The 24110-nt window shown below is 36.1% G+C and carries 21 protein-coding genes and 1 pseudogene; 11 read left to right on the top strand and 11 right to left on the bottom strand.

From position 1 onward, the window contains the following. Nucleotides 1-160 precede the first annotated feature (160 nt). The 3 genes from Dongsha4_RS04400 (at nt 161) to Dongsha4_RS04390 (ending at nt 3048) form a co-directional block, all read left to right on the top strand. Nucleotides 161-1120: a glutathione S-transferase family protein gene (locus Dongsha4_RS04400; protein WP_330204524.1), complete on the top strand. Its 960-nt coding sequence runs from the start codon at nt 161-163 to the stop codon at nt 1118-1120. Nucleotides 1121-1346: 226 nt separating this feature from the next. Further along, on the top strand, nt 1347-2096 hold the full coding sequence (locus Dongsha4_RS04395; protein WP_330204523.1) for a creatininase family protein: 750 nt from the start codon (nt 1347-1349) through the stop codon (nt 2094-2096). A gap of 133 nt (nt 2097-2229) precedes the next feature. Next, nucleotides 2230-3048, top strand: a complete 819-nt coding sequence (locus tag Dongsha4_RS04390) for a carbon-nitrogen hydrolase family protein (protein WP_330204522.1) — start codon at nt 2230-2232, stop codon at nt 3046-3048. A gap of 64 nt (nt 3049-3112) precedes the next feature. Here the strand turns inward: Dongsha4_RS04390 and Dongsha4_RS04385 are convergent, their stop codons facing one another. The 4 genes from Dongsha4_RS04385 to prs all read right to left on the bottom strand — a co-directional run bounded on the left by Dongsha4_RS04385 (nt 3113) and on the right by prs (nt 7957). Continuing rightward, nucleotides 3113-3949 carry a prephenate/arogenate dehydrogenase gene (locus Dongsha4_RS04385; protein ID WP_330204521.1) on the bottom strand — a complete coding sequence of 279 codons (837 nt, stop codon included), beginning with the start codon at nt 3947-3949 and terminating at the stop codon, nt 3113-3115. A gap of 197 nt (nt 3950-4146) precedes the next feature. Continuing rightward, nucleotides 4147-5115, bottom strand: coding sequence for a protochlorophyllide reductase (locus tag Dongsha4_RS04380; RefSeq protein ID WP_330204520.1), 969 nt, complete (start codon nt 5113-5115; stop codon nt 4147-4149). Nucleotides 5116-5254: 139 nt separating this feature from the next. Then, nucleotides 5255-6769, bottom strand: coding sequence for a nicotinate phosphoribosyltransferase (locus tag Dongsha4_RS04375; protein ID WP_330204519.1), 1515 nt, complete (start codon nt 6767-6769; stop codon nt 5255-5257). A 339-nt stretch (nt 6770-7108) separates the two neighbouring features. Continuing rightward, complete coding sequence (gene prs, locus Dongsha4_RS04370) at nt 7109-7957, bottom strand: ribose-phosphate diphosphokinase (protein ID WP_330204518.1); 849 nt, start codon at nt 7955-7957, stop codon at nt 7109-7111. Nucleotides 7958-8169: 212 nt separating this feature from the next. Here prs and Dongsha4_RS04365 point away from each other — a divergent pair, with 212 nt between their 5' ends. Further along, on the top strand, nt 8170-9183 hold the full coding sequence (locus Dongsha4_RS04365) for a sirohydrochlorin chelatase (protein ID WP_330204517.1): 1014 nt from the start codon (nt 8170-8172) through the stop codon (nt 9181-9183). Nucleotides 9184-9353: 170 nt separating this feature from the next. Next, complete coding sequence (panB, locus tag Dongsha4_RS04360) at nt 9354-10127, top strand: 3-methyl-2-oxobutanoate hydroxymethyltransferase (RefSeq protein ID WP_015220087.1); 774 nt, start codon at nt 9354-9356, stop codon at nt 10125-10127. 24 nt (nt 10128-10151) lie between these two features. Here panB and Dongsha4_RS04355 read toward each other — a convergent pair whose 3' ends face one another. Further along, a complete protein-coding gene (locus Dongsha4_RS04355) occupies nt 10152-10550 on the bottom strand; it encodes a hypothetical protein (protein WP_330204516.1) in 399 nt (132 codons plus the stop codon). A 423-nt stretch (nt 10551-10973) separates the two neighbouring features. On the opposite strand from Dongsha4_RS04355, the gene Dongsha4_RS04350 reads away from it, so the two are divergent. Next, nucleotides 10974-11183: a hypothetical protein gene (locus Dongsha4_RS04350; RefSeq protein WP_330204515.1), complete on the top strand. Its 210-nt coding sequence runs from the start codon at nt 10974-10976 to the stop codon at nt 11181-11183. A gap of 51 nt (nt 11184-11234) precedes the next feature. On the opposite strand, the gene Dongsha4_RS04345 is transcribed toward Dongsha4_RS04350, so the two are convergent. Further along, nucleotides 11235-11831, bottom strand: coding sequence for a chorismate lyase (locus Dongsha4_RS04345; protein WP_330204514.1), 597 nt, complete (start codon nt 11829-11831; stop codon nt 11235-11237). Nucleotides 11832-12045: 214 nt separating this feature from the next. On the opposite strand from Dongsha4_RS04345, the gene typA reads away from it, so the two are divergent. Next, nucleotides 12046-13839 carry a translational GTPase TypA gene (typA, locus tag Dongsha4_RS04340; RefSeq protein WP_330204513.1) on the top strand — a complete coding sequence of 598 codons (1794 nt, stop codon included), beginning with the start codon at nt 12046-12048 and terminating at the stop codon, nt 13837-13839. A 255-nt stretch (nt 13840-14094) separates the two neighbouring features. Here typA and Dongsha4_RS04335 read toward each other — a convergent pair. Next, nucleotides 14095-14804, bottom strand: a pseudogene (locus Dongsha4_RS04335) (Uma2 family endonuclease). 76 nt (nt 14805-14880) lie between these two features. Here Dongsha4_RS04335 and Dongsha4_RS04330 point away from each other — a divergent pair. Beyond that, a complete protein-coding gene (locus Dongsha4_RS04330; protein WP_330204512.1) occupies nt 14881-16032 on the top strand; it encodes a hypothetical protein in 1152 nt (383 codons plus the stop codon). Between the two features lie 47 nt (nt 16033-16079). On the opposite strand, the gene Dongsha4_RS04325 is transcribed toward Dongsha4_RS04330, so the two are convergent. Then, complete coding sequence (locus Dongsha4_RS04325) at nt 16080-17276, bottom strand: transposase (RefSeq protein ID WP_330204511.1); 1197 nt, start codon at nt 17274-17276, stop codon at nt 16080-16082. A 133-nt stretch (nt 17277-17409) separates the two neighbouring features. Beyond that, nucleotides 17410-19191 (bottom strand): serine/threonine-protein kinase, encoded by a 1782-nt coding sequence (locus Dongsha4_RS04320; protein ID WP_330204510.1) that lies wholly within the window; start codon nt 19189-19191, stop codon nt 17410-17412. A gap of 167 nt (nt 19192-19358) precedes the next feature. Here Dongsha4_RS04320 and Dongsha4_RS04315 point away from each other — a divergent pair, with 167 nt between their 5' ends. Then, nucleotides 19359-20393 (top strand): ribonucleotide-diphosphate reductase subunit beta, encoded by a 1035-nt coding sequence (locus Dongsha4_RS04315; protein WP_425590789.1) that lies wholly within the window; start codon nt 19359-19361, stop codon nt 20391-20393. Nucleotides 20394-20791: 398 nt separating this feature from the next. Here Dongsha4_RS04315 and Dongsha4_RS04310 read toward each other — a convergent pair whose 3' ends face one another. Both Dongsha4_RS04310 and Dongsha4_RS04305 read right to left on the bottom strand, forming a co-directional pair. Continuing rightward, a complete protein-coding gene (locus Dongsha4_RS04310; RefSeq protein ID WP_330204508.1) occupies nt 20792-21679 on the bottom strand; it encodes a hypothetical protein in 888 nt (295 codons plus the stop codon). A 41-nt stretch (nt 21680-21720) separates the two neighbouring features. Continuing rightward, complete coding sequence (locus Dongsha4_RS04305) at nt 21721-22236, bottom strand: hypothetical protein (protein WP_330204507.1); 516 nt, start codon at nt 22234-22236, stop codon at nt 21721-21723. A gap of 274 nt (nt 22237-22510) precedes the next feature. Between Dongsha4_RS04305 and Dongsha4_RS04300 the strand changes: the two genes are divergently transcribed. Together Dongsha4_RS04300 and thrB are read left to right on the top strand one after the other, a co-directional pair. Then, the gene (locus tag Dongsha4_RS04300; RefSeq protein WP_330204506.1) at nt 22511-23110 is read left to right on the top strand and encodes a DUF3365 domain-containing protein; all 600 of its coding nucleotides are present in this window, start codon (nt 22511-22513) and stop codon (nt 23108-23110) included. A gap of 49 nt (nt 23111-23159) precedes the next feature. After that, the gene (gene thrB / locus Dongsha4_RS04295; protein ID WP_330204505.1) at nt 23160-24071 is read left to right on the top strand and encodes a homoserine kinase; all 912 of its coding nucleotides are present in this window, start codon (nt 23160-23162) and stop codon (nt 24069-24071) included. Nucleotides 24072-24110: the final 39 nt, after the last annotated feature.

Below are 24110 nucleotides of genomic sequence, written 5' to 3'. Positions count from 1 at the left end.
TTAGTTAAGGTCAATGTACCTAATTAGGGTGTGAGGAAATCAAAGAATAGCTCTTGGGGTCGAAACACGGCAAGACTCCCAGGGGCTTTTCTTTTTGCACGATGATAACTAAGTTTAAAGGGAATATGAGAATCTACCTCGTTCAGGTGAGTCTATATCCATGACAGATTTAAAAAATAAGAGTACATCTTTGCCTCAATCTTGGTTAATTGTTACAGGAAAATGGATTTGGCATACTCTATGGCGGATTATGATGTCTCAATTAGCTCCCACCGAAAAACAAGGAAATTATCAACGTCCTCCTAGTCAATTTCGTCATCAGGTCAAATCAGAGGTAAATTATCTTTATCAACCCGAAAAAGGTCGTTATCGTCTATATGTGGGGATGAGTTGCCCATGGGCACACCGTACTTTAATGCTTAGAAGTTTAAAGGGTTTAGAAGATGTGATTGATATAGAAATCCTGATTCCTTCTGTTAATCAAGGGGGATGGATTATGGAAACAGAGTCAGAAAATTGCCGAACTCTTGCTCAACTTTATCAACTTTCTCAAAGTAATTATCGAGGAAGAAATACTGTTCCTGTTTTGTGGGATAAACAAACTAAAACTATTGTTAATAATGAGAGTGCAGATATTATTCTATTGCTTAATTCTCAATTTAATCAGTATGCCAAGAATCCGAGTTTGAATCTCTATCCTTCTTCTTTGGTGAGGCAAATAGATCAATGGAATGAGAAAATTTATCATAATGTTAACAATGGGGTTTATCGTTGCGGTTTTGCCCAAACTCAGGAGGCTTATGAGTCAGCCTGTCGCAGTCTATTTGATACTTTAGGTCAGATTGAAATTCATTTAGTTAGTAATCGTTATCTGTGTGGTGATAGTTTAACTTTAGCAGATGTGCGTTTATTTACTACTTTGATTCGTTTTGATGTGGTTTACTATTCTCTATTCAAATGTAGTCTAAGTGCGATCGCATCTTACCCACACTTAAGCAGATATGTGGAGGATATAAATAATTTACCAAATATTAAAAACACCTATGATCTCAACGCCATCAAACAAGATTATTATGGAAACCTTTTTCCTTTGAATCCTAGTGGGATTATTCCATTATGAAACAAGATTTTAGGCAATTAGGAATCAGTAATTAAGAAAAGGGCAAAGTTAAAGAGGCAAGAGGCAAAGCCCTCTGTGTCTTCCCTTAAAAGAAACCCCCCTTACCTCCTGATACCCCAATACCCCAGTATCCTAATACCCTAACACCTTGACATCTCTTTTCTGACTCCGAACTCAAATCAACCCTTATTTTTTGATAAAATGATTTCAAAAATAATCGACGAAAATGCAGTTACATTTACTCACTTGGCAAGAAGTAGAAAAATACCTCACCCATTCTAATGGTATTATTATTCCTATTGGTTCAACAGAGCAACATGGGCCAACGGGCTTAATAGGTACAGATGCTATTTGCGCGGAAAAAATAGCTCAGGGAGTGGGAGAAAATACGGAAGCAATTGTTGCCCCAACTATTAATGTGGGCATGGCTTTACATCATACGGCTTTTCCCGGCACTATATCTCTACGTCCAACTACTTTGATACTATATATCCAAGATTATCTTACTTCTTTGTTCAAAGCAGGTTTTAAAAAATTCTTTTTTATTAATGGGCATGGAGGAAACATTGCCACTGTCAAGGCTAGTTTTTCTCAGTTTTATGACCATTTAGATTCGATGAATTTTGCTGATAGTGAACAAGTTAAATGTAAAATTGCTAATTGGTTTATGGGGCGTGAAGTCTATCAACTGGCAAAAAAACTTTATGGAGATGAAGAAGGCTCTCATGCTACCCCTTCAGAAGTAGCTTTAACTCAATTTGTTTATCCTGAAAGTATTAAAAATGCACCGTTAGAGAAATCTGTTACCACAGGACATCCTATTTACGGAGCAAAGAACTTTCGAGAATGCTACCCTGATGGTAGAATGGGATCTAATCCTGCTTTGGCTACTCCTGAACACGGTAAACAGTTTTATGAGTTAGCGGTTAAGGAATTGACGGCAAGTTATCAAGACTTTATTTCCATCAATAATTAATAATAGGGACGAGAAATAGTGAATAGTGAGCAGATTTTTGGTGTTAGTTTATGGCTCATAATTCATCATTAATTTCCCCTCCATCCCCAATCCCATCTTATCCATAATCTAATACACTGACATTTTATATCAAATGAAATCTTACCTTGCGGCGGCGGTGTGCATGACAAGCACTCCAGATGTAGATCACAATTTGAATCAAGCTGAAGAATTAATCGAATTAGCGGTTAATCAGGGGGCAAAGTTAGTTGGTTTGCCCGAAAATTTCTCTTTTTTAGGAGAAGATAAGGATAAAATTGCTCAGGGAGAAGATATTGCCCAAAGAAGCGAAAAGTTTTTAATTCGCATGGCACAGCGTTTTCAGGTGACGATTCTCGGCGGTGGTTTTCCTACTCCTTTACAGGGGGATAAGTCCAGAGTTCATAATACTGCTCTATTAATTGATCCTAATGGTTTAGAGTTAGCTCGTTACGAAAAGATACATTTATTTGATGTTAATGTCCCTGATGGCAATAATTATTGTGAGTCTAATACTGTCATGGCAGGAAAGAGTTTACCTGATATTTGTGAGGTAAATAATTTAGGTAAGATTGGTTTGTCTATCTGTTATGATGTGCGTTTTCCTGAAGTTTATCGTCATTTATCTCGTCAGGGGGCGGAGGTTATTTTTATTCCTGCGGCATTTACTGCTTATACTGGAAAAGACCATTGGGAAGTTTTAATTCGGGCAAGGGCGATCGAAAATACTGTTTATGTTATTGCTCCTGCTCAAACGGGAAATCATTATGCTCGTCGCTGTACTCATGGTCATAGTATGATTGTAGATCCTTGGGGTTCTATTCTTTCTAGCACTGGCTCTCAAATTGGAGTTGCGATCGCAGAAATTAATCCTCAAAGATTACACAAGGTAAGACAACAAATGCCTTGTTTACAACATCGAGTATTCGCTTAATTAGCAAAGGGCAAGGAGCAAAAGTAATTAAGGGGATATTTCTCTTTTCTTTGTGAAATCTGACTCAGATGAAGTTAGGGCGGTTTTGATGAGTTTCTCGTAAGATATTTGTCAAGGCTTCCCAGTTTTCCCCTTCAATGTTTTCAATCAGTGAATCAAGGTTTTGTTGATATTCCCGTAAGGAGTTGATTAATTGTTGACGGTTGTATTGTGCCATCATTAGCCCCAATTCTGGATTGCCTCCCCCTACTCTACTGGTGTCTTTGAATCCCGAACTAGCTAGAGCTTGAGCTAATTTGATGACTTCTGGGGATGATGTATGAGTACAACTATAAATTAAATTAGCACTAATCATCACAGGCAAATGAGAAATCCATGCTACTGCTTGATCATGTAATTCGGGAGTAGATTGATATAGTCGGCAACCAACGGTTTCCCAAATATGACTGACTTTAGCTATAGCCCGGGGAGGAGTTTCTGGTAAAGGGGTTATGACACAAGGGGTATTGTTAAACAAGTTATATTCAGCGGCCTCAACTCCCTGATTAGCTGTACCCGCCATGGGATGACTGGGGACAAAATTTGACCATAGTTTAGTGGCAGGAGATGCGATCGCACCTTTAACTGAACCTACATCAGTAATAATGGTTTTTGGGGATAGATGAGGAATTATGCTCTCTATGGTGCTTAAAATTGCCCCTATGGGGGTACAAACAAAAATTAGGTCTGTTTTGCTCAAAAGCTCTAAATCTTGTCCTGCGGTGGTTACTATTTGTTTTTCTAAAGCGCGATCGCAGGTTTCTTTTTTACGAGAAACTCCAATTACTTCATAGCCTTTAGCGGTTAAATCTAAACCTAACGAACCACCAATTAAGCCTAAACCGATAATACCTATTTTCATTAGTGTTGAGGTGAATAAATGTTAATTAGCAATGAAGAAAAGGGCAAGGGGCAAAGGGCAAAGGTAAATAGTGAATAATAATGAATAGCGAATAGTTGATAATTACTCATTACTTGTTTTTCCCTAATACCCTAATACCCTAATACCCTAATACCTCAAACTCCTACTTCCCCAATACCCTGACTTCCAGTCATTATCTAAGCTAATCCCACTAACTGCTTACTCAAATCCCACATGAGTACGCCTTTATCTGTATCACTTGCCTCATCGGAAATTTCTTGTACAAAGGATTTACGCCCTTCTTTTTGACGATTACCCCAACTCCAATAAACACCCGACTGGTTATAGTCTGAATCAGCGACAATCATAGCAACTCTTTCTCCTGCCAATTCTTCAGAAACATAACCCCCCGTGATATTTTTTTGGAAAAGAGGGAAGATTTTTTGGAATAAAGAATAGTGATTTCGGAAAAGGGCAGTAGTTGCTACACAGCCGGGATATAAAGCAGAGAAAGTAATACCAGTGGATTGGTGATAACGGCGATGCAATTCTCTCATGGTTAGCATATTGCAAAGTTTACTATCTTTGTAGGCTTTACCCGACTTGAATTTTTTACCGTCAATCATGCTAATGGGGGCTTTAAATCCTTGTTTAAAACCATCAAGATTACCTAAATCTGGAGGTGCAGGAATAGGAATTTTACCGCCTAACTCTTTCGGATTAGCCGTTACAGTGCCTAAAATTACTAAACGGGGTTCAGGATTGCCAGATTTTTGTAAATCTTCTAACATCAAATTACAAAGGAGAAAATGACCTAGATGATTAGTCGCAACGCTAATTTCGTAGCCATCCTTATTGCGTAAAGGTTCTTTTAAAAGAGGATAGTAAACCGCAGCATTGCAAACTAAGGCATCTAGTTTTCTACCTGTTGCTCTGAAATCTTGCACAAATTTACGCACACTGTCAAAATCGGCTAAATCAATATGAATAATTTGATAGTCACCAGATTTTATACCTACTTCGTTAGCGGCTTTAAGGGTTTTATCAATATTACGACAAGCCATAATTACAAACCAACCTTTTTGTGTTAAGGCTCTAGCGGCTTGTAAACCAACCCCTGATGATGCACCAGTGACAATTACTGTGGGTTTATTATCTGTAGTCATTTCTCTTTATTAAGATTTGTATTTAATCATTGTTATAATTCACGTTATTTTAATGATCTCATACAAATATCTTTTCAATTTCTAAGTTTTTTTAAGTAAGTTTTCATTTAATTAACTATTATTTGATATTGATAATTGACTATCTTAACGATAGTTTTGACTTAGATTCAGTCTTAAGATTTTGTGCTATTCTTTGACGAATTTCTGTCAGGCTATGGCTTTTGATGAGTTTTCCATTCAAAAATACTGTATCTAAAGCTCCTTGTTTTTCTTCTTTCTCTGTTTGTTGCTCATATAAAACAAATTTATTTCCTTCTTGTTCAACTCTTAGTAATCCTTTTGCCGATTTTTTCACTCCATTATCAGTTTTTGGACTCTTAAAAATATTACGGCGTTGATGGTTGACGACTCCGCTAGTGGCTTTAACGGCAAAACCGAAATTATCACGGGTTACATATTGATAAGTATAAGAACCGATGCCAAATACTACGTTTCCTGATGCAAATCCTTTTTCTTCTAATTTAGATAATATTTGTGAAGCGCGATCGAGGGTGATAGAATCTCCGTAGATAAGTCCAATATGAGAATCAAGCATTTTATAACCTTGAGGGGTAATTGTACCGCCAAAAATCTCCCATAGGCATTGTATAGCCCCTTTATTTTCTGGGGTGTAAGGTGGTGCGTTTTTATCACCGCATATTATCTTAACAGGATCACCACTATCAGGACGTAAAACAACTTTACCATCTCTATTTAAAATTTTCTCTTTCAAGATGGCAGTATATTCCGTTACCACCTTCCAAAAATCCCATGTATCGGAAACAATGGAAATAATCCCACTGGGGTATAAATCTTCGACTAAACGACGAAATGTCTCTAATTCTCCATCTTGTAAACCCATTGCCATGACTGAATGTTCCGTTGCAGGAACAGAAACACCCACTATTTCTTTAGTTGCATCAGCATGATAATAATTTTCTAAAAGGTCGATCGCAAGTACCGTATCTGTGCCATAAAATGAGGTAAGATGAGCCGAACCACTAATGATTCCATCTTGAATGCCAGATAAACCCCGAAAAGAAAAATCATGACATTGTAAAGGAACAAAATCTAAAGGTGTACCTGTTTTTAAGGCATACCTTGTCACCAGTTTCTTATATTGAAAAGCAGTAGTTGCTGAAGTAATCGGTTTCCAAAGATAAGTTGACATCACTGATTCAATATAGTTAGTTAGCCAGAAAAAATTAGGATGAGTGTTAACCACTGTTAGCAAGGGAATACCAATATCAACTTTACTTCCTTCGGGTAAGGCTTTAATTCTTAGGGGTAAATAACCCAAATCGTGTAAGGCTTCAATATGATTAGTTGGAATTGCACCCACACCAAGGGAATTATCCATACGTCTTTTATAAGCTGAGACTACTTTGTGCTTATCTTGCTTAAAGAAATTTTCGTTCCAACAATCGATAAGATAGTCTCGAATAAAATACTGTAGTCCGAAAAAAATAACACTCACATCATCAGAATCTAAAACTTTAGCTAAACGTCCACTACGAGGAGTAAAGTTAGCATAGACTTCCGTTGTACCTTGGGGATACTGACGACGATGATCGGTTTTATAAAAATCAATGGCGTGAAGGGGATTAATATTCATGGCTTTTACTCCTTATTAATGATTTAAACTTTGTTCTAAATTCTTTAATCTCACATCCTGATTGTTAAATAATGATTAGTCTCAGCTACTTGATACCTTTCCTAATGCGACGGTTTTATATTGAATCCAATTTGAAGTTTAGTAATTTTAGGTAATATTGCTAACTTTTGATTGACAATTAGCAAAAATATTAAACAATTGACAACTAAAAATTGACAAGCATAGAAAACTAAGAATATCTTGAGAAAGAACAAAGATAGTTAACAATAAAAGGGCAGTGGTAATTAAAAATTAGTACATAACTCCCACTCTCCCTCATTTCTCTCTCCAATTCCCTAACTAATTGCTCATTTCTTTCAATGGTTGGGAGTGTCTGTCATGGGATGATATAACTGTTATAAAATCTTGATTTTCTTCTGTTATGGGTAAAAAAGAGTGATAGCAATAGATATGATCAAAATAGGGATTTAAAACTTGTAAGCCTTTTGAGAAAATACCGTGAGTGATATATAAATAAATCGTTTCTGCTTGTTTTTCTCGTAATAATTTACCCAATTCAATGAAAGTTCTACCGCCGTCACAAATATCGTCCACTATCAAGACTTTCCTCCCTTTAACGTCATCATGAAAAGTGGTATCCGTTATTTTTCCAGTTTTTGAGTCACGAATTTTACTAGCACAGAAAACATCTCTTAATCCTAAACGTTGTGCCACTGTCAAAACTTTTTTCTCTGCCCCTGCATCAGGAGCAACTAATGCCCAATTATCTTCAATTAAGATATTTTTTAAAACACTATCAAAGATAATATCCGTTTGGGTTTTGACTTGACAGTTATCTATTAGAGCAGGGGTTACATCAGAATGGGGATCGAGAACTAAGATGCGATCGCACCTGAGACTATTAATTAAATTTGCCATTACCTTAACACTGAGTGCCTCTCCCTGATTACAAACTCGATCCTGTCTAGCATAGGGAAAATAGGGAATAGTTAAATGAATTTTGACACCCAAACAAAAACGACGAATCGCATCAACAGATAGTAATAAAGCCATAATATCCTCTGCTTTATACAACCATGCCTCTATCACCGTTATGGGTTTAATCATTTCGGGGGAAATCCTGACATGAGACTCTCCTGCAGGAAAAACGAAGGAAAAAATCTGCTCATCATTGATAAAAATAGGCATTTTTTGCTCCTCTCTTAAAATGGCTTTAAGCCAATTAATTTAATAATGGCACAGAGACAATAATATTGACAAGAGTATAAATGAACTGAAAACCTAGAAATATCTCAATTATTAATTCTTAATCCCCCCCTGAAGGCATTTACCGTCATTTCAGGGTATGGCTATAATTTAAAAGGAATTTTATTTATCTCATGGATTAAAAAATTTAATTAATGCAAACTGCAATTATCGAACAATTACCCAGACAAGAGCAAGAAATTACCTTAACTCCTTTACCTTATCAACGTCCGCTTCTAATGATTGGTCATGGTACAAGAGATCCTCATGGTAAACAAATCTTTCTCGAATTTGTAGAAACTTATCAAAAATTAGACACATCTCGTCCTGTTATTCCTTGTTTTTTAGAATTAACTGAACCCAATATTATGACAGGAGTTGATTATTGTGTAGAAAAAGGATACACAGATATATCTGCTTTACCAATATTGCTGTTTGCCGCTCGTCATAATAAATTTGATGTTACAAATGAACTCGATCGCACTCGTCTTAAATATCCTCAACTAACTTTCCACTATGGCAGACATTTTGGTATAAATCCTAGCATTATTAATTTGTGGCAAGAGCGTTTAAATAAATTAGACTCAAAGGAATATAACCCTCACCAAATCACCAGAGAAGATACAGTTTTACTATTTGTGGGTAGAGGTTCAAGTGATCCAGATGCCAACGGAGATGTTTATAAATTAGCCCGTATTTTGTGGGAAGGAAGTGGCTACAAAACTGTAGAAACCTGTTTTATTGGCATTACTCACCCTCGTCTGGAAGAAGGTTTCCGTCGTGCCTTACTCTATCAACCGAAGCGTATTATTGTTTTACCCTACTTTCTTTTTATGGGTGCGTTGATGAAAAAAATATTTACTATTACACAAGAGCATCAAACAACCTATCCTGAAATAGACATTAAATGTTTACCAGAAATGGGTATTCAACCAGAATTATTACAATTGGTGAGAGAAAGAGAAATAGAAACCCAATTAGGAGAAGTAAAGATGAATTGTGAAATGTGCAAATTCCGTCTCAATGCTTTACAAAATAACGATAATCACCATCACCACCATGATCATTCTCACCATGATCATTCCCATGGACATCATCACCATCATCATGATAACGATCCCTTAATAGATCCGAGTGCTTATCATGAACGTATTTGGCAAACCCCTTAAGCAAACGTCTAATGTAAAATGTAGAATGAGGGATACATAATGGTTTACTCAGTAACAAAATAAAAGATACTAGAGATATTAGGCACTTATGGAAAGGCAAGAGGCGAGGGTTTTTATTCCTAATTCCTGATTCCTAATTGAAATCTAATTCTTAATTTCTAATTTCTTAAATGAAGGTAACAATTCAAAATTTACAACAATGGAAAGGGGAAAAACGCCCTATTGTTTCTTTAACTGCTTGGGATTATGCGATCGCACAATTATTAGATTCAGCAGGAGTTGATTTAATCTTAGTAGGGGACTCACTGGGTATGGTAGCATTAGGTCATTCTAGCACCCTCCCTGTCACCCTAGAAGAAATGATCCATCATACAAAAGCTGTTTGTAGAGGAGTTAATCGGGCTTTAGTGGTATGTGATTTACCCTTTCTAACCTATCAACGAGATGTAAGTCAAGCCATAGAATCCGCAGGAAAAATAATCAAAGAAACCAATGCAGGAGCAGTCAAATTAGAAGGAGGCTATCCTGCCATGATCAATACTGTAACCCGTTTAACAGAAGTTGGCATCCCCGTAATGGCTCATGTGGGCTTAACTCCTCAGTCAGTAAGGATTTTAGGCTATAAAAAACAAGGAAAAACCCCCGAACAACAAGAAAAAATTTTCCATCAAGCCATTGCACTTCAAGAAGCTGGTGCATTTGCCATTGTTTTAGAACACATTACCGCAGACTTAGCCCAAAAGATAACAAAAGAGCTAACCATCCCCACTATTGGAATTGGTGCGGGAAATAGCTGTGATGGACAAGTTTTAGTTACTTCCGACTTACTAGGCTTATCAGATAAACTGCCCCCCTTTGCTAAACCCTACGCCAATTTGAGAGAAACTATCCTAACATCAGTGAACTATTTTGCTGAAGACGTTAGAAATCGGAGGTTTCCTTAACTCAACGATAACAAATAATTGATTTTAGTCAACAATATCCGTTTCTGCGTCAACCCAATTGGGATTACCCCTTCTCATTTGTTTTTTATGACATTGACCTTGTTGATGTCGATGTCTGTTGCCCATTCTACCTCTATTCTGTCTTTGAGCTAAAACCTCTTTTATTTCTAATATTAGTTGCCGAATATTATCCCATTCCTCACCCTGATTTTCTTCGCACTTAGCCTCCCATCGCTCCACAATATTTTCTAATTGGACGCAGGTTTTCCCCATTATCACCCCTCGCCCTTGATCTAATTCCCTACCAATACTCATTAAATCATCTTTAAGAGCCATAGGCACACGAATAGTTTGAGTTTCTCCATTCTGCCACAGGGGTTTACGTCCTGCACCTTGGCGAAATCCACCTCTTCCTTTCATCATGAATATCTCCTTATTCTTGAACTAATTTTGGTTTTCCCACTATTTAGCATTCTTGGGGAGTTTAACCTTTACATTTACCATTATAGTTCTTTGTTTTGATTTTGTGTCTTTTTCTAAAAACTTTTTATTTCAAGATCTATAGAATTAATCACGTAATCAATATTGCCTCCAGTAATAATTGCTAAATATATGCAATAATATAGTTTAGTTTTTCTAAAGATTTTAAATTACAAAATAAAATATTTATTTTAATTTAATTACTAACTAAGCTACGACTTATCTAAATCATCAGGAGGAGATAGGCAAAAGACAAGGGAAAATAATCCTGTTTACAAAATTTAACTTTATCTTCTTTACAAATGAAAATCTTATGCAATAATAAAATCAATATATAATAAGTTTTATTGATTAGGAGAATAGCTAATGTCTGTTGTTCATTGGGATAAATCAGTTTTGAGCTTACATTTAAAAGAAATTATTGAAGATCATAACAAAGGCGATCGCACTGCTTTAGCAGGATTAGGGGCAATTTTAGTTGGCACAGTAGTAATTCCAGCCACAGCAAAAATGGCAAAACCTATCTTAAAGCAAATTATTAAAGGTGGTTTATCCATTTCTCATAAATTAAAATAATCACCACCATTTTTGTTACAAAACTTAGATCAATGGGAGTTAAATAATATTTCAACTACAATTCATTTTACCCAAATATTTAGTAAGATAAGGAGAAAAAACTTCATAAATTAGAGTTAAAGGTTTCCTAGCGTGCCAAAAAAGATAATGTCGTCCCCAAAATGCACCTTTTTCCCCAAAACCTTCTTCTAAGGCTTGACTATGACCATAATAAATCCCCTGAATGTCTCGGTATAACTCAGTGTGTAAGCTAGATAAACTCTCCCAAATAGGTAAATTGCGATTTTGTAAATAATCATCTACCTGACTAGCTTCCCACCAAGAAGAGGCATAAGCCAATCTCTTACCACTAGCAGTTTTTAACCATACTTGCCGTCTGAGCCTAGGACCTGGTACTTTTTCTATATCGGCAGGTGCATTGTCATGACTATTACCCACCAATGACATATCGATGATGTCAACTTTAATGGTTTCACTGGTTAAAAGTCTTAAGTGTCGAGTGGGTGAACCATCCCCTAATAAAAGTATCTGCCATGGGGGTGCAAGTTGACTATGAGGTAAACCTATTTTGACTAATTCCTCTCCTCCTTGCCAAATATTCTCTAATTTATGCCATGAGGTTACGATGTTTTCCGTTTTCAAAATCATGCCTCTTGTCTTTACAAAACTTAATATTATCTTAGCAATATGAGAGAGTGATGGCTATTTTTCAAGATACTTAATCACGTGAAGTCATCCTGACATTTTTCTGAGAGTCTTAGCTTAGACAAGTCAAAATAGGTAAACAATTTAACAAAAAATAACAATGATCGGTTAAGATGAAGAGAATATATGAATAATCATTACATTAAGTTAAATATTTATGTCTCTCCCCATTCGCAATGTTGCGATTATTGCCCACGTTGACCACGGCAAAACCACTTTAGTTGATGCTTTATTAAAACAGTCTGGTATCTTCCGAGAAGGAGAAGAAATACCCACCTGCGTGATGGATTCCAATGATATTGAAAGAGAAAGAGGAATCACCATCTTATCTAAAAACACCGCAGTACGTTATAAAGATACTTTAATTAATATTGTTGATACCCCTGGCCACGCTGACTTCGGCGGTGAAGTAGAACGAGTTTTAGGGATGGTTGACGGTTGTATCCTCATTGTGGATGCCAATGAAGGACCTATGCCTCAAACCCGCTTTGTACTCAAAAAAGCCCTCGAAAAAGGTTTACGCCCTATTGTTGTCGTTAATAAGATCGATCGCCCCCGTGCTGAACCCGATACTGCTGTCGATAAAGTATTTGACTTATTTGTCGAATTAGGTGCAGATGATGATCAGTGCGATTTTACCACCCTTTACGCTTCTGGTTTAGCAGGATTTGCCAAAGCGAACCTCGATGATGAGGAGGTGGATATGCAACCCTTATTTGATGCGATTTTACACCATGTTCCACCACCAGCAGGAGATCCCGAAAAGCCTTTACAATTACAAGTTACCACCCTCGACTATTCCGAATATTTAGGACGTATTGTCATTGGCAGAATCCATAATGGCACAATTGAAGCAGGACAACAAGCCGCTTTAATGAAAGAAGATGGTAGCATGGTTAAAGCCCGAATTAGCAAATTATTAGGCTTTGAAGGCTTACAAAGAGTTGAATTAGACAAAGCCAGTGCAGGTTATATTGTGGCGGTGGCTGGTTTTTCTGATGCAAATATCGGTGAAACTATCACTTGCCCCAATGAACCTCAAGCCTTACCTTTAATTAAGGTGGATGAACCTACCTTAAGAATGACTTTTTCTGTTAATAACTCTCCTTTTGCAGGGCAAGAAGGTAAATTCGTTACTTCCCGTCAAATCAGAGACAGACTTACCCGTGAGTTAGAAACCAACGTTGCTTTAAGGGTAGAAGATGGGGAATCGGCGGAACAATTCATCGTTTCTGGACGTGGGGAGTTACATTTAGGTATCCTCATCGAAAATATGCGCCGTGAAGGTTTTGAGTTCCAAGTGTCTCAGCCTCAAGTTATTTACCGTGAAGTCAATGGACAACCCTACGAACCCTTTGAATATCTCGTTTTAGACGTACCAGAAGAGGCTCAGGGTAGCTGTATCGAGCGTTTAGGTCAAAGAAAAGCTGAAATGCAAGATATGCAGTCTAGTGGCAATGGACGTACTCAGATGGAATTTATCATTCCTGCAAGAGGTTTAATTGGTTTCCGAGGAGACTTTATCCGTATGACGAAGGGTGAAGGTATAATGAACCATAGTTTCCATGAATATCGTCCTTTAGTGGGTGAGTTAGAAACCCGTTACAATGGTGTTTTAATCGCTTTTGAAGAGGGTGTTTCTACTTTCTACGCCATGAAAAACGCTGAAGACAGAGGTATCTTCTTTATTCATCCGGGTACAAAAGTCTATAAGGGTATGATTGTCGGTGAAAGTAACCGAGCCCAAGATGTAGAGTTAAACGTTTGTAAAACTAAGCAGTTAACCAACCATCGTTCTGCAACAGGGGATGAATTAGTACAGTTGCAAACTCCTGTGGAAATGACTTTAGAAAGAGCATTAGAATACATAGGACCTGATGAGTTAGTAGAGGTTACTCCTGAGTCTATTCGTTTACGCAAGTTACCTAGTAAGAAACTAGCTAAAAGATAAATCTCTGGAGAATACAGGCAAGATGCCTGTTTCACATTTATTGTAGGGTGGGCATTGCCCACCATTACCTGAGTTCGATATAAAATTTTCGGTTAAGGCAGGGAAAAGGGAACAGTGTACAGTTAAGAGGTTTCAGGTGTCAGGTTTCAGGTTTCAGGTGAAGAAGTTTTCTCCCAACTCCCCACTCCCCACTCCCCTACTTCTTTATTCAACTCCGAACTCCGAACTCCGAACTCCGAACTCAGATACCATTATTTATGATTGGGTTTCGGGTAAATCAATACCTTGTTGTTGCAAAAACTGTTTTAATTTTGCCAATTCCAACTCAACAGAATCCGCCCTTTGTTTCTCAGAATTTGCCCTTTCTCTTTCCATGTCTGCCCGTTGTTTTTCCGCATCCGCCTTTTGTTTTAATTCAATAGTGGTTAAAAACGGACTCTCATCGGGGTAATAGACTTTTAACTTTTCTTGGGTGAAGACGAATTTTATCCCCAATCTCGGACTAATCCAAGTATTAATATGATCAATAAGGGTTAATTTATCATTGATTCGTTGAAATCCAGTGAAGTCATGGCGATCGTAATCATAGGTGTAATATTCTTCAACCCCATAACGTTCATAAAATTGGTGTTTTTTCAACATTTCTTTCATGGTATTGCAAGGGGAGATAATTTCAAACACTACTTGAGGGGCGATATTATCTTCTTCCCACTGACGATAAGAACCTCTGTCACCTTTAGCTCTACCAAATACTACCATAACATCTGGGGCAACCCGAATATCAGGTTTTCCTTCTTGGGATACCAGAGTAAATCACCTGCTACAAAGACATTAGCATTGTTAGCAAATAAACATTCGAAATTTTCTTTCAAAAATACAATCCAGCGAAATTGTTTTGTATTGTCTGCCATTGGTTGTCCATCGCTTTCGGGATAGATAATTTGATGTTCTACTGAGAGAGTCATAATAGACAATCTATATATAATTGTTAAAGGGGATATTCTATACTTAATTTTAACTCCCAATTCTGAACTCAACTTTATGATTAATAGCCAAACAAAAAATAATCCTCTGTTTATTTCTTTAATACCCAATTTAATGGGAGGGGAAGGGCATATTATCCCCTATCATCAGTCCATTACTAAGGCGATGAATATTTTGGGGTGGCATCATGAAGTTATTTATTCGATGGAGGATAATTTACCTTCTTTACCTTCTCATTGGCAAGGTTGTGTTAGGGGTAATCAATTGGAAGAAAAAGCTAATATTTTTCAGACTATTAAGGGTGTAGATTTATTTGCTAAAACTATCAAAATTTTTCTGGAACAAAGGCTATTTTCTAATAGTGACCAACCGATAATTATTTTTGTTGAAAGGTTTATTCATTTACAATTATTTTCTTTATTATTAGCTATTAATAATTTACCAAAAGATAATTTATATATTTGGGTTTTATATCGTCATAATTTTCATCAGCATAAAACTAAAGGCATATATAAACTATTAAATAAACTTCTCAAAAAGTCTGTAAAAAAAGACCATTTCCATCTTTTTAGTGATAGTGAGTTATTGGCTAATTCTATGGAAAAATATTTTGAGGAAAGTTTTACGGTAATGCCTATTCCTCATACTGAATTTGTGGATAAAAATAGGGATATTGAAAATAATTCTATTCTGTGTTGGTGGGCAGGTCCTCCTCGTGAAGAAAAAGGATGGCAAGTAATCAGAAGTTTGGCAGATTATCCGATAAAAAATGGGGATAATTTCGTTTTAGTTACGGCAAAAAGTGCTGATTTAATCTCTATTAATGGGGGAGTAAAAGTTATTACTACTGATGATAATTTGTCTCGTCTCGATTATATTCATTGGTTGCAAAAAACTGATATTATGTTAATACCCTACGATGCGATCGCATATCAGGAGAGAACATCAGGGATTTTTACGGAGGCAGTTATGGCAGGAAATATTCCTTTAACAACGGCGAATACTTGGATGGCAAGGGAATTGTTAAAATTTGGCTTGGATAATTTAATTATTAGTTGGGAAAATCCTGAATCTGTGTGGCAACATATAGAAAAAGTTTTTCATTGTCAGGAAACGAGAAGCAAGTTACAAACGATGCAGGAAAGCTATCGTAATATTCATAATATCCATAATTTTGCCCATCAGTTTCTTATTAATCTTGCTTATTGACATTCTCCCGTCACCGAATCAAAAGATTATGGTGAGGGATTCTAACTTCAACCACCCAACTTATCAGCCAAACTTTCGCTTAACTGACAGAGGTTGATGTGTCCATTAGCGTTTACCAGTTCCAGACTGGAAGTTTGGGAATGCCCTCCCCTACTCAATTCTCTCAATGCTTTTGCTAAGATATTTATTGCCCCTGCTTCATCTCTGCCCATCACACAACCACATTTGCAAATATGAGTTCTTTGGGATAGAGTTTTCTTGACTATGGCTTTACAGTTAGGACATTCTTGACTCGTATATAGTGGATTTACTCCATAAACAATTTTGCCCATAATTTTGCCGTAGTATTCTAGCCAATCAAAGAAAGTTCTCCATGAGGCATCGTTTATAGACTTAGCTAAACAATGATTTTTGACCATATTCTTTACAGTTAATTCCTCATAGGCTACGACATCGTTAGATGACACTACGCACCGAGCTAATTTCACTAGCCAGTCTTTACGCTGCCTTGATACTTTTAAATGCTTTCTACCTAACTTCTTAATCGCTTTTTTGCGAGAATTACTCCCTTTTTTCTTTTTGCTAACTTGTCTTTGTCGTCTCTTTAATTGCTTTTCAGACTTTCTTAAATGTCTTGGATTGTCTATTTTTTTCCCATTACTGTCAGTATAAAAATGAGATAACCCCACATCTAAACCAATGGCATTCCCACTAGGTTTAATATTCTCAAGCCTTTGTTGAGCAATACAGAATTGACAATAATAACCATCAGCACGGCGAATAACTCTAACTCGCTTAATCTGATTAAGTTGGTAGAAATTTAGGTCAAATCCACCTCGCATTTTAAACCATCCTGCTTTGAATCCATCCCGAAAGTTAATAGCCGTCATATCTTGAGATAGTTGCCATCCTGAAGTTTTATACTCTACAGAACGTCCTTTCTTAAATTTAGGAAACCCTTTTTTCTTAAGAGATGGATTTTTACAGTTATCATAAAATCGTTTAATAGAAGCCCAAGCCCTTTCTGCGGATGCTTGACGAGCCATTGAATTAAGTTTCTTTGCCCATTCAAACTCACCAGCTAATTCTTTGCAAAGTCTTGACAAATCGTACTGTCCAACTTTTTCAGAGTCCATCCAATAGCGAAGACAAGAATTACGCACAAAACTAGCAGTACGAATCATCTCGTCTAATTTTTGGTATTGGAGTTGGTTGCCGTACAATTTGGCTTCTATGACTAGCATTTTTATGAATGAGTTGTTACCATAAGATTGAGTATAACACAAAGATTTTGATTTGTCTGGTCACCAAAACGATTTATTTTTGAGTTTATGGTGGGGGCTTTCTGCTAACATTGAGGTAAAAACTGTATTTATGCTAGGAGAAATTAATGGGAATAACTTTGTTATTTTTAATGTTTTTAAGGCGGTAAATTAGTTGTTTTTGTTCACTATTATCCCCAGTAATAGTAATAATGGTATCTTCATTTAAAGGTGCGATCGCTCTTATATTATGTTGAAAATGAGATAAACCTAATAAATTTCCCTCCAAATCTAATAAAGCAACATTTCCTGAAGTACTAGCACAAATAAAACCAGTGGTCATGGGATAATAAAAATCTGGATAAAAATGAAGAGGAATACGTTTAACAGAAAAGGGATAAAACTTAAGCAAAATTAAGTTATTTGTTTTTCTTTCTCCAGCTAATAAAGTTTTAGAATGTCGGGAATGGTAAACGATTCTTCTTAAGGGTAAAAATACGGTATAAGTATCATACCAAACTCCTCGACGGTTAAATAATCTAAAATAAGTTCGGTTTTTATCAATTTCATTTTGAGTATAAATAACAATTCCATGACAAGAATCAAGAATAATAATTTCTGAGGGGATAAAATCATTGATTAAAGGGGTGACAGGGGATAAATCTCGTGTTTTGATAATTTGAAAACCCTGCTCATTTTCTTCTGTTTTAGTCACCGCAAACCAACGACAATTACTAGCTATTCCATAGTGAAAATAATTGCTTTTTATATTAATTAAACTTCTTTTTTTATCCTGACATAAGTGGAGTTTATATATATCTCTTTCTTTTCCATCTTTGGTAACAACAACACAACCATTATTAACTACTTTCAAATCAATAATATTTTCAGAAAAAAGATAGTTATTTTTAAAGCAAAAATTAATTTTTTGATGGTGGAAATTAAAGGTTTTAACTGTTACTTTTTTTGCACTGGTTTGATATAGTAAATTGCCTTGAGTTTTTAAACAAATAATGTTTTCTTTCTCATTTAATTCTTCTTGTATTAATTCTAAATAAAGGGGTTTTTTTCTAATTTCTTCATAAAAACCAATATCTTTATTTTCCAAATCCAAAACACATTGTAAAATTTGTGCTTTCATTTCTGAGGCAGTGCGAAAACGATGTTGAGGTAATTTTTGCAAGGCTTCTCTTAAAATTAAACGCAAATTGTGAGATAAATTTTTGGGAAATTTGGGTTGTTTGTTTAAATGGGCAAACATTATCTCCGAAGGAGTGCCAGAAAAAGGACGAAATCCCGTAATTAACTCATATAAAATAATACCCACAGAATAAATATCTGAGCCATAGGAATATTTACCATAAAATTGCTCTGGTGCCATATAAGCAGGAGAACCAGTATCACCCATATTACTAATATTTGCGATCGCATCTTCAGCTTCAATTTTAGCGACACCAAAATCGGAAATTTTAGCTTTCCATCCCTGAGAAGTAACAGAGAGTAAAATATTTTCTGGCTTTAAATCTCGATGAATGATTCCCTCTTTGTGGGCATGGCTTAAACCTTCTAATATATCGATAATGATTTTGAGTTTATACTCAATATTTATCCTATTACTTGTAGCGAGTAAATCTCTTAAAGTGCCTCCATCGCAATATTCTGTTACTAAGCACCTTTTACCTTGATAATGCTCTACCCCATAACAACGAATAATGTTAGGATGATCTAAACTCAGTAAAATGCGGATTTCTCTTAAGAATTTTTTTGTAGAAAATTTGAAAGGATTTAATTCTTTCAGCGCCACTAATTCTCCTGTTTGACGATGTATAGCGGCATAGACTTTCCCAAATTGTCCTTCTCCTGCCAAACCAACTATTCTGTAGTGTGAATTTTGCACGGATTTTTATCTCACAACGAACCTACGTAAACTTTGAGTTTACCACGTAATAATAGTATTTTATCATATTACAATCCTTGAGAGGCTATAATTTTAACTTAATAGTGCAATTATTATTTACAAAAATTTAATTTATGGTAGCTATATTCCCGGAAAATAGGCATAGAATGCCCCTAACGCCGATTTTTAACCCCCAAGGAGATGATCGCATCGAAAACAGAACTATTTGGTTCGGTAACACTACAAACTTGATGCAACTTAATGATGTACGCTACTCATGGGCGATTGGACTTTATCAACAGATGCGGGAGAATTTTTGGATTCCCCAGAAATTAGATATTACACAAGATGTTACAGATTATTGGAATTTAACTAATGATGAGCGTCGCGCCTTTGAGGGTATTTTATCATATTTAACCTTTTTAGACTCTGTTCAAACCTGCAATATACCTCATTTAAAAAGTTCAATTACTGCCCCTGAAATCAGTTTATGTATGGCAGAACAAATTTCTCAGGAAGGGATGCACAATCACGCTTATCAATACATGATTGAAACCATTATCCCTAGTGAAAAGAGAGATAAAGTATATGATTTTTGGCGTACAGATAAAGTATTAGCAGGGAGATGTGAATTCATTGCCCAGATGTATCAAAAATATATTGATAATCCAACGGAAGAAAATTATTTTATTGCCTTGTTAGCCGATTATTTATTAGAAAGTCTCTATTTCTATAACGGCTTTATTTACTTTTATAATCTCGCCGCTAGAATGTTGATGCCTGGTAGTGCAGATATATTCAAAATGATTAATCGTGATGAATTATCCCACGTTAGATTGTACCAAAGATTGATTCCTGAAGCGATGCGATCTTTTCCTCATTCTCTTGATCAAATTTATGAAATGTTTGATACTGCGGTACAGCACGAATGTCGTTGGACGAACCACATTGTAGGGGATAATATACTAGGAATAACCCAGTCAAGCACAGAACGTTATACAAAATATTTAGCAAATATTAGACTAAGAGCGATCGGGCTTGATCCCCTTTATACAGATCCTCAGTATAGCAAAAGTCCTTACACCCATTTAGAAAAATTCTCTGACACGAAAAAAGACGGTAATACTAAAGCCAATTTCTTTGAATCTAGTGTTACTAGCTATGTGATGTCTTCTGGAGTTGCTGGTTGGGAAGAAATTTAATGAAATAAGGGCAAAAGCGGTGTTGGGGTATTGAGGGGAAGGGGAGAGAGGGGGAAGTAGGGGATTAGGGTGTTAGGGTATTAGGGAGAAATTTCTTGTTTATCTTAACTCCGAACTCAAATTAACCTGAGTTCGATGAAAAAAGTATCGAAAAATAAAGCGCCCTCGAGTTATCATCGAGCCAATTTTGGAATAAAAAATTATTAAATTTAGGAAAAACTCATTTAAAATCAATTTATTCAGCTTTTTTGTCAATAATTATTACTTTTAACTCCGTTCACGACCGAAGGGAGTGCATGAGAGCAACGAACTCTCCGAACTCCGAACTCCGAACTCCGAACTCCGAACTCCGAACTCAGGTAAATTACTGTCCTTTGCCCTTTACTAAGGTTAAAGTATTAAACTTCAAACATGGCACGGGAAATTAAACTTTTAGCAATGGATTGAGTGCCTGTGTGTTCAAAATAATTAGTGGACATATCAAGAAAGGCGGCTACATAGTCAAATTGATCCTCAGAAAATTCAATAAAATTATGAAGACTGCTTAAGAGTTTATCTCTGGTTAGGCTATGATTGGCGACAAATCCTGTCATCCAACCTTTTACCGCCGAAAAGCTATCGTGAATAAATTGTAATTGTCCTGCGGGATTATCTCCCGGAATTAAACGACTAACTTGAGAAAAAGAGGAGTTATTACTTAATTCTTTCTCTGAAAGATTATTCAAGGTTGACTCGATTTGAAGGATAAAATCTGCGCCAAAGGGAATTAAACCATCAAAACAAACTAACCCTCCCATACGAATTAGGGCTTCTTTTTCATATTCTCCTAATGCTTTGACAAAGTCACTAATACTATCTCCGGGTAAGCCGTTAATCTGACAAAATGCCACTACTTCCACCACTAATTTAATGGCTAAATCGATGGCTTGGGCTTTTTCGTTATTGGGAGTGAGACGGTTAAGGAAACCTAGTAGCTTGATTTTTTCCCCTACTTTATTGGCTAGTGCCGCCGCCCCTAAAGCATAATCGGCTTTATCTACGATTTGATATAACCAAAGGGCGTTTTGATAGCCTTGAGTTTTATCATTAAATAACCAGACAGCGCGATCGCCTATTTTTTGGATCATTTCTTCATCGTTTTCCCCTGTTACTTGACGAATCATTTCTTCAAAATTCGTAATATTTTCCCATTGTCCGGGGACGAATTTATCAAGACTTTTCAGGGCTAAAGTCGTAATATTATTTTGGGGTAATTCGTTAACTAATTCGTAAATTGCTTTGCTCATGATATTTTTTTTCTGAATTTTAAAAAATGCTGTTTTTTTGTTTATTTTTGTTGAGCTAAATTGGCTAAATCAAATTTATTTAACCATTCTTTTCTTTCTTCTGCGGTAAAATTAGGATCACTAGACCTGATACTTACTTGATAGCGATCGCCTACTAAAACAGCCGTATTATTAGAGCCTTTTTCCACGGTGGGAAAACCCTTAATTGTTTCTGTAGCATTGGCAAAATCGTTTTTAGCAGTGGGATTGCTAATAGTATCAAAAATAGCTAAGGTAGCAACATCTTGCCCTTGAAATTTTAATTTTGCTTGAACAAAGCCTGTTTTTTCTTGAGTGAAAACCCGTTCATAATCACCGCTACTAACAGGAAAAAATTGATTAAAACTAGCCCCTTTAACAGCATCTTTACTAACCGCCGTGTTTTTATTTCCTGCGGCAATACTATCTTGTTGTGCTTGTTCAAAACGAGAAGGAGCTTGAGGAGAACAAGCAGTTAATGTTAATAGAAAAAGTAAAGAAACAGAAACTATTAAATGAGATATTTTTTTCTTAAACATTGGCTCAGTTAAATTTATCTTGATAGCAATATTATATTGAGATTTGTCAGAAAATTTTAGGTAAATAAAAAATATAGATAAGCAAGGACTGCATTTTAGTTTACTGGCGATGATAGGGAAGAAAGAAAGCCATTGATATTTCTCCTTAAAAAGAGAGAGAAAAAAAGTAAATTAAATGTGTCTTAGCTCAGATAATTATAGATGATCGATTAAAACTATATGGTTATTGAGTTATATAATGGTTATTGTAGCTTTAAATTTTGAGGTCATTATCATGAAAACATTATGGAATATGGTGTTCGGAATTCTTTGTGTTTCTCTAATTTGGTTGAGTGGTGGGAATAATATACTTCGAGCTGATACCCTTCCGAATGATTTGGGAAAGGCAGTGACAGAAATTGAAAATTTGGATGAAATGCGATCGCATCTTGCTAGTTATTTGGAATCAACTCCAGACAAGCCAACTCCAGATACTTTTAAACAAGTGTGTCAACCAGTGGGTATGAAGATGAAACAACTAGGGGAAGAAAATGGTTGGCAAACAAAGCAAATAGCGAAAAAATACCGTAATCCTAACCATGCTCCCCAAAATTTGCAGGAAGTAATGGCATTAGCCAAATTTGAACAAGACGAAAATCTAAAAGGATTTTGGCAACCAGAAATTGTAGATGGAGTCAAAGGCACAAAATATTATCGCCGTATTAACGTAGAATCAAGTTGTTTAGCTTGTCATGGCTTAAAAAATGAACGTCCTAGCTTTGTTCAACAAAAATATCCTCAAGATTTAGCCTATAATTTCCATGTGGGAGATTTAAGAGGTATGTATTCCGTATTTATTCCCGAAGATGCGATCGAGGCTTTAAAAGACAACTAACATCTTTAAGGGTACAATAATTTATGTTTGCTTTTGGAGAGATTATTGCATGAGTAACCCTGATTCTATTGTTGTGAAAGTACCTGCAACCACCGCTAATTTAGGGGCAGGTTTTGACTGTATTGGGGCGGCACTAGAATTTTATAATGAGTTTGCATTTAGTTTGAGTCAAGATGATACAACCTTTACCGTTGAAGGGGAAGGGGCGGATAAAATTACTTTAGATGAAAATAACCTTTTATATCAGTCTTTTCTTTACTATTATCAACAACTTAATTTAACTCCTCCTAAAGTTAACATTTCGATTAAAATTAATGTACCCTTAGCCAGAGGTTTGGGAAGTTCTGCAACAGCTATTATTGCAGGGTTATTAGGGGCAAATCACTTTTCTTCTCAGTCACTAACCCAAACAGAATTACTAGAAATGGCGATCGCACTAGAAGGACATCCCGATAACGTTGTACCAGCCCTTCTTGGTAATTGTATTTTATCTGTAGGAGAAAAAGGAAATTGGCATTTTGTCCCCATTAACTGCCATGAAAAGATTAAATTTATCGTTGCTATTCCCGACTTTGAATTATCTACCGAATCCGCTAGAAAAGTTTTACCCCCCCATTTAACTTATAGTGAAGCTGTTTATAACATAGCTCATCTAGGTTTATTAATTAAAGCCCTAGAGACAGGAAACGAAGATTGGTTGAAAGAAGCACTACAAGACAAACTTCATCAACCCTATCGTAAAAGTTTAATCAAAGGCTATGACGAGATTTATCAAGCAGTTGTCAACGCTGGGGGATATGGTATGGTAATTAGTGGGGCGGGGCCTACTTTACTGGCTCTTACCAGTGAGCAACATCAAGAAACTGTTACTCAGGCTATGGCACAAACTTGGGCTAGTTTGGGAGTAAATGCGATCGTCAAATGCCTTAATTTGAACGCCCAGGGGGCAATTAGTGAATAATTAATAGTGAATAGTTAACTGACAATTTTATATCGAACT

This window comes from Cyanobacterium sp. Dongsha4 (assembly GCF_036345015.1).
Taxonomy (GTDB): Bacteria; Cyanobacteriota; Cyanobacteriia; order Cyanobacteriales; family Cyanobacteriaceae; genus PCC-10605.
The sequence above is the reverse complement of the archived record's forward strand: the minus strand, read 5'-3'. Positions and strand labels throughout refer to the sequence as shown.

Excerpts from the sequence above, each read along its gene's own strand:
- Dongsha4_RS04400 (WP_330204524.1), top strand. The coding sequence starts at position 161 with ATGACAGATTTAAAAAATAAGAGTACATCTTTGCCTCAATCTTGGTTA.
- Dongsha4_RS04395 (WP_330204523.1), top strand. The coding sequence starts at position 1,347 with ATGCAGTTACATTTACTCACTTGGCAAGAAGTAGAAAAATACCTCACC.
- Dongsha4_RS04390 (WP_330204522.1), top strand. The coding sequence starts at position 2,230 with ATGAAATCTTACCTTGCGGCGGCGGTGTGCATGACAAGCACTCCAGAT.
- Dongsha4_RS04385 (WP_330204521.1), bottom strand. The coding sequence starts at position 3,949 with ATGAAAATAGGTATTATCGGTTTAGGCTTAATTGGTGGTTCGTTAGGT.
- Dongsha4_RS04380 (WP_330204520.1), bottom strand. The coding sequence starts at position 5,115 with ATGACTACAGATAATAAACCCACAGTAATTGTCACTGGTGCATCATCA.
- Dongsha4_RS04375 (WP_330204519.1), bottom strand. The coding sequence starts at position 6,769 with ATGAATATTAATCCCCTTCACGCCATTGATTTTTATAAAACCGATCAT.
- prs (WP_330204518.1), bottom strand. The coding sequence starts at position 7,957 with ATGCCTATTTTTATCAATGATGAGCAGATTTTTTCCTTCGTTTTTCCT.
- Dongsha4_RS04365 (WP_330204517.1), top strand. The coding sequence starts at position 8,170 with ATGCAAACTGCAATTATCGAACAATTACCCAGACAAGAGCAAGAAATT.
- panB (WP_015220087.1), top strand. The coding sequence starts at position 9,354 with ATGAAGGTAACAATTCAAAATTTACAACAATGGAAAGGGGAAAAACGC.
- Dongsha4_RS04355 (WP_330204516.1), bottom strand. The coding sequence starts at position 10,550 with ATGATGAAAGGAAGAGGTGGATTTCGCCAAGGTGCAGGACGTAAACCC.
- Dongsha4_RS04350 (WP_330204515.1), top strand. The coding sequence starts at position 10,974 with ATGTCTGTTGTTCATTGGGATAAATCAGTTTTGAGCTTACATTTAAAA.
- Dongsha4_RS04345 (WP_330204514.1), bottom strand. The coding sequence starts at position 11,831 with ATGATTTTGAAAACGGAAAACATCGTAACCTCATGGCATAAATTAGAG.
- typA (WP_330204513.1), top strand. The coding sequence starts at position 12,046 with ATGTCTCTCCCCATTCGCAATGTTGCGATTATTGCCCACGTTGACCAC.
- Dongsha4_RS04330 (WP_330204512.1), top strand. The coding sequence starts at position 14,881 with ATGATTAATAGCCAAACAAAAAATAATCCTCTGTTTATTTCTTTAATA.
- Dongsha4_RS04325 (WP_330204511.1), bottom strand. The coding sequence starts at position 17,276 with ATGCTAGTCATAGAAGCCAAATTGTACGGCAACCAACTCCAATACCAA.
- Dongsha4_RS04315 (WP_425590789.1), top strand. The coding sequence starts at position 19,359 with ATGCCCCTAACGCCGATTTTTAACCCCCAAGGAGATGATCGCATCGAA.
- Dongsha4_RS04310 (WP_330204508.1), bottom strand. The coding sequence starts at position 21,679 with ATGAGCAAAGCAATTTACGAATTAGTTAACGAATTACCCCAAAATAAT.
- Dongsha4_RS04305 (WP_330204507.1), bottom strand. The coding sequence starts at position 22,236 with ATGTTTAAGAAAAAAATATCTCATTTAATAGTTTCTGTTTCTTTACTT.
- Dongsha4_RS04300 (WP_330204506.1), top strand. The coding sequence starts at position 22,511 with ATGAAAACATTATGGAATATGGTGTTCGGAATTCTTTGTGTTTCTCTA.
- thrB (WP_330204505.1), top strand. The coding sequence starts at position 23,160 with ATGAGTAACCCTGATTCTATTGTTGTGAAAGTACCTGCAACCACCGCT.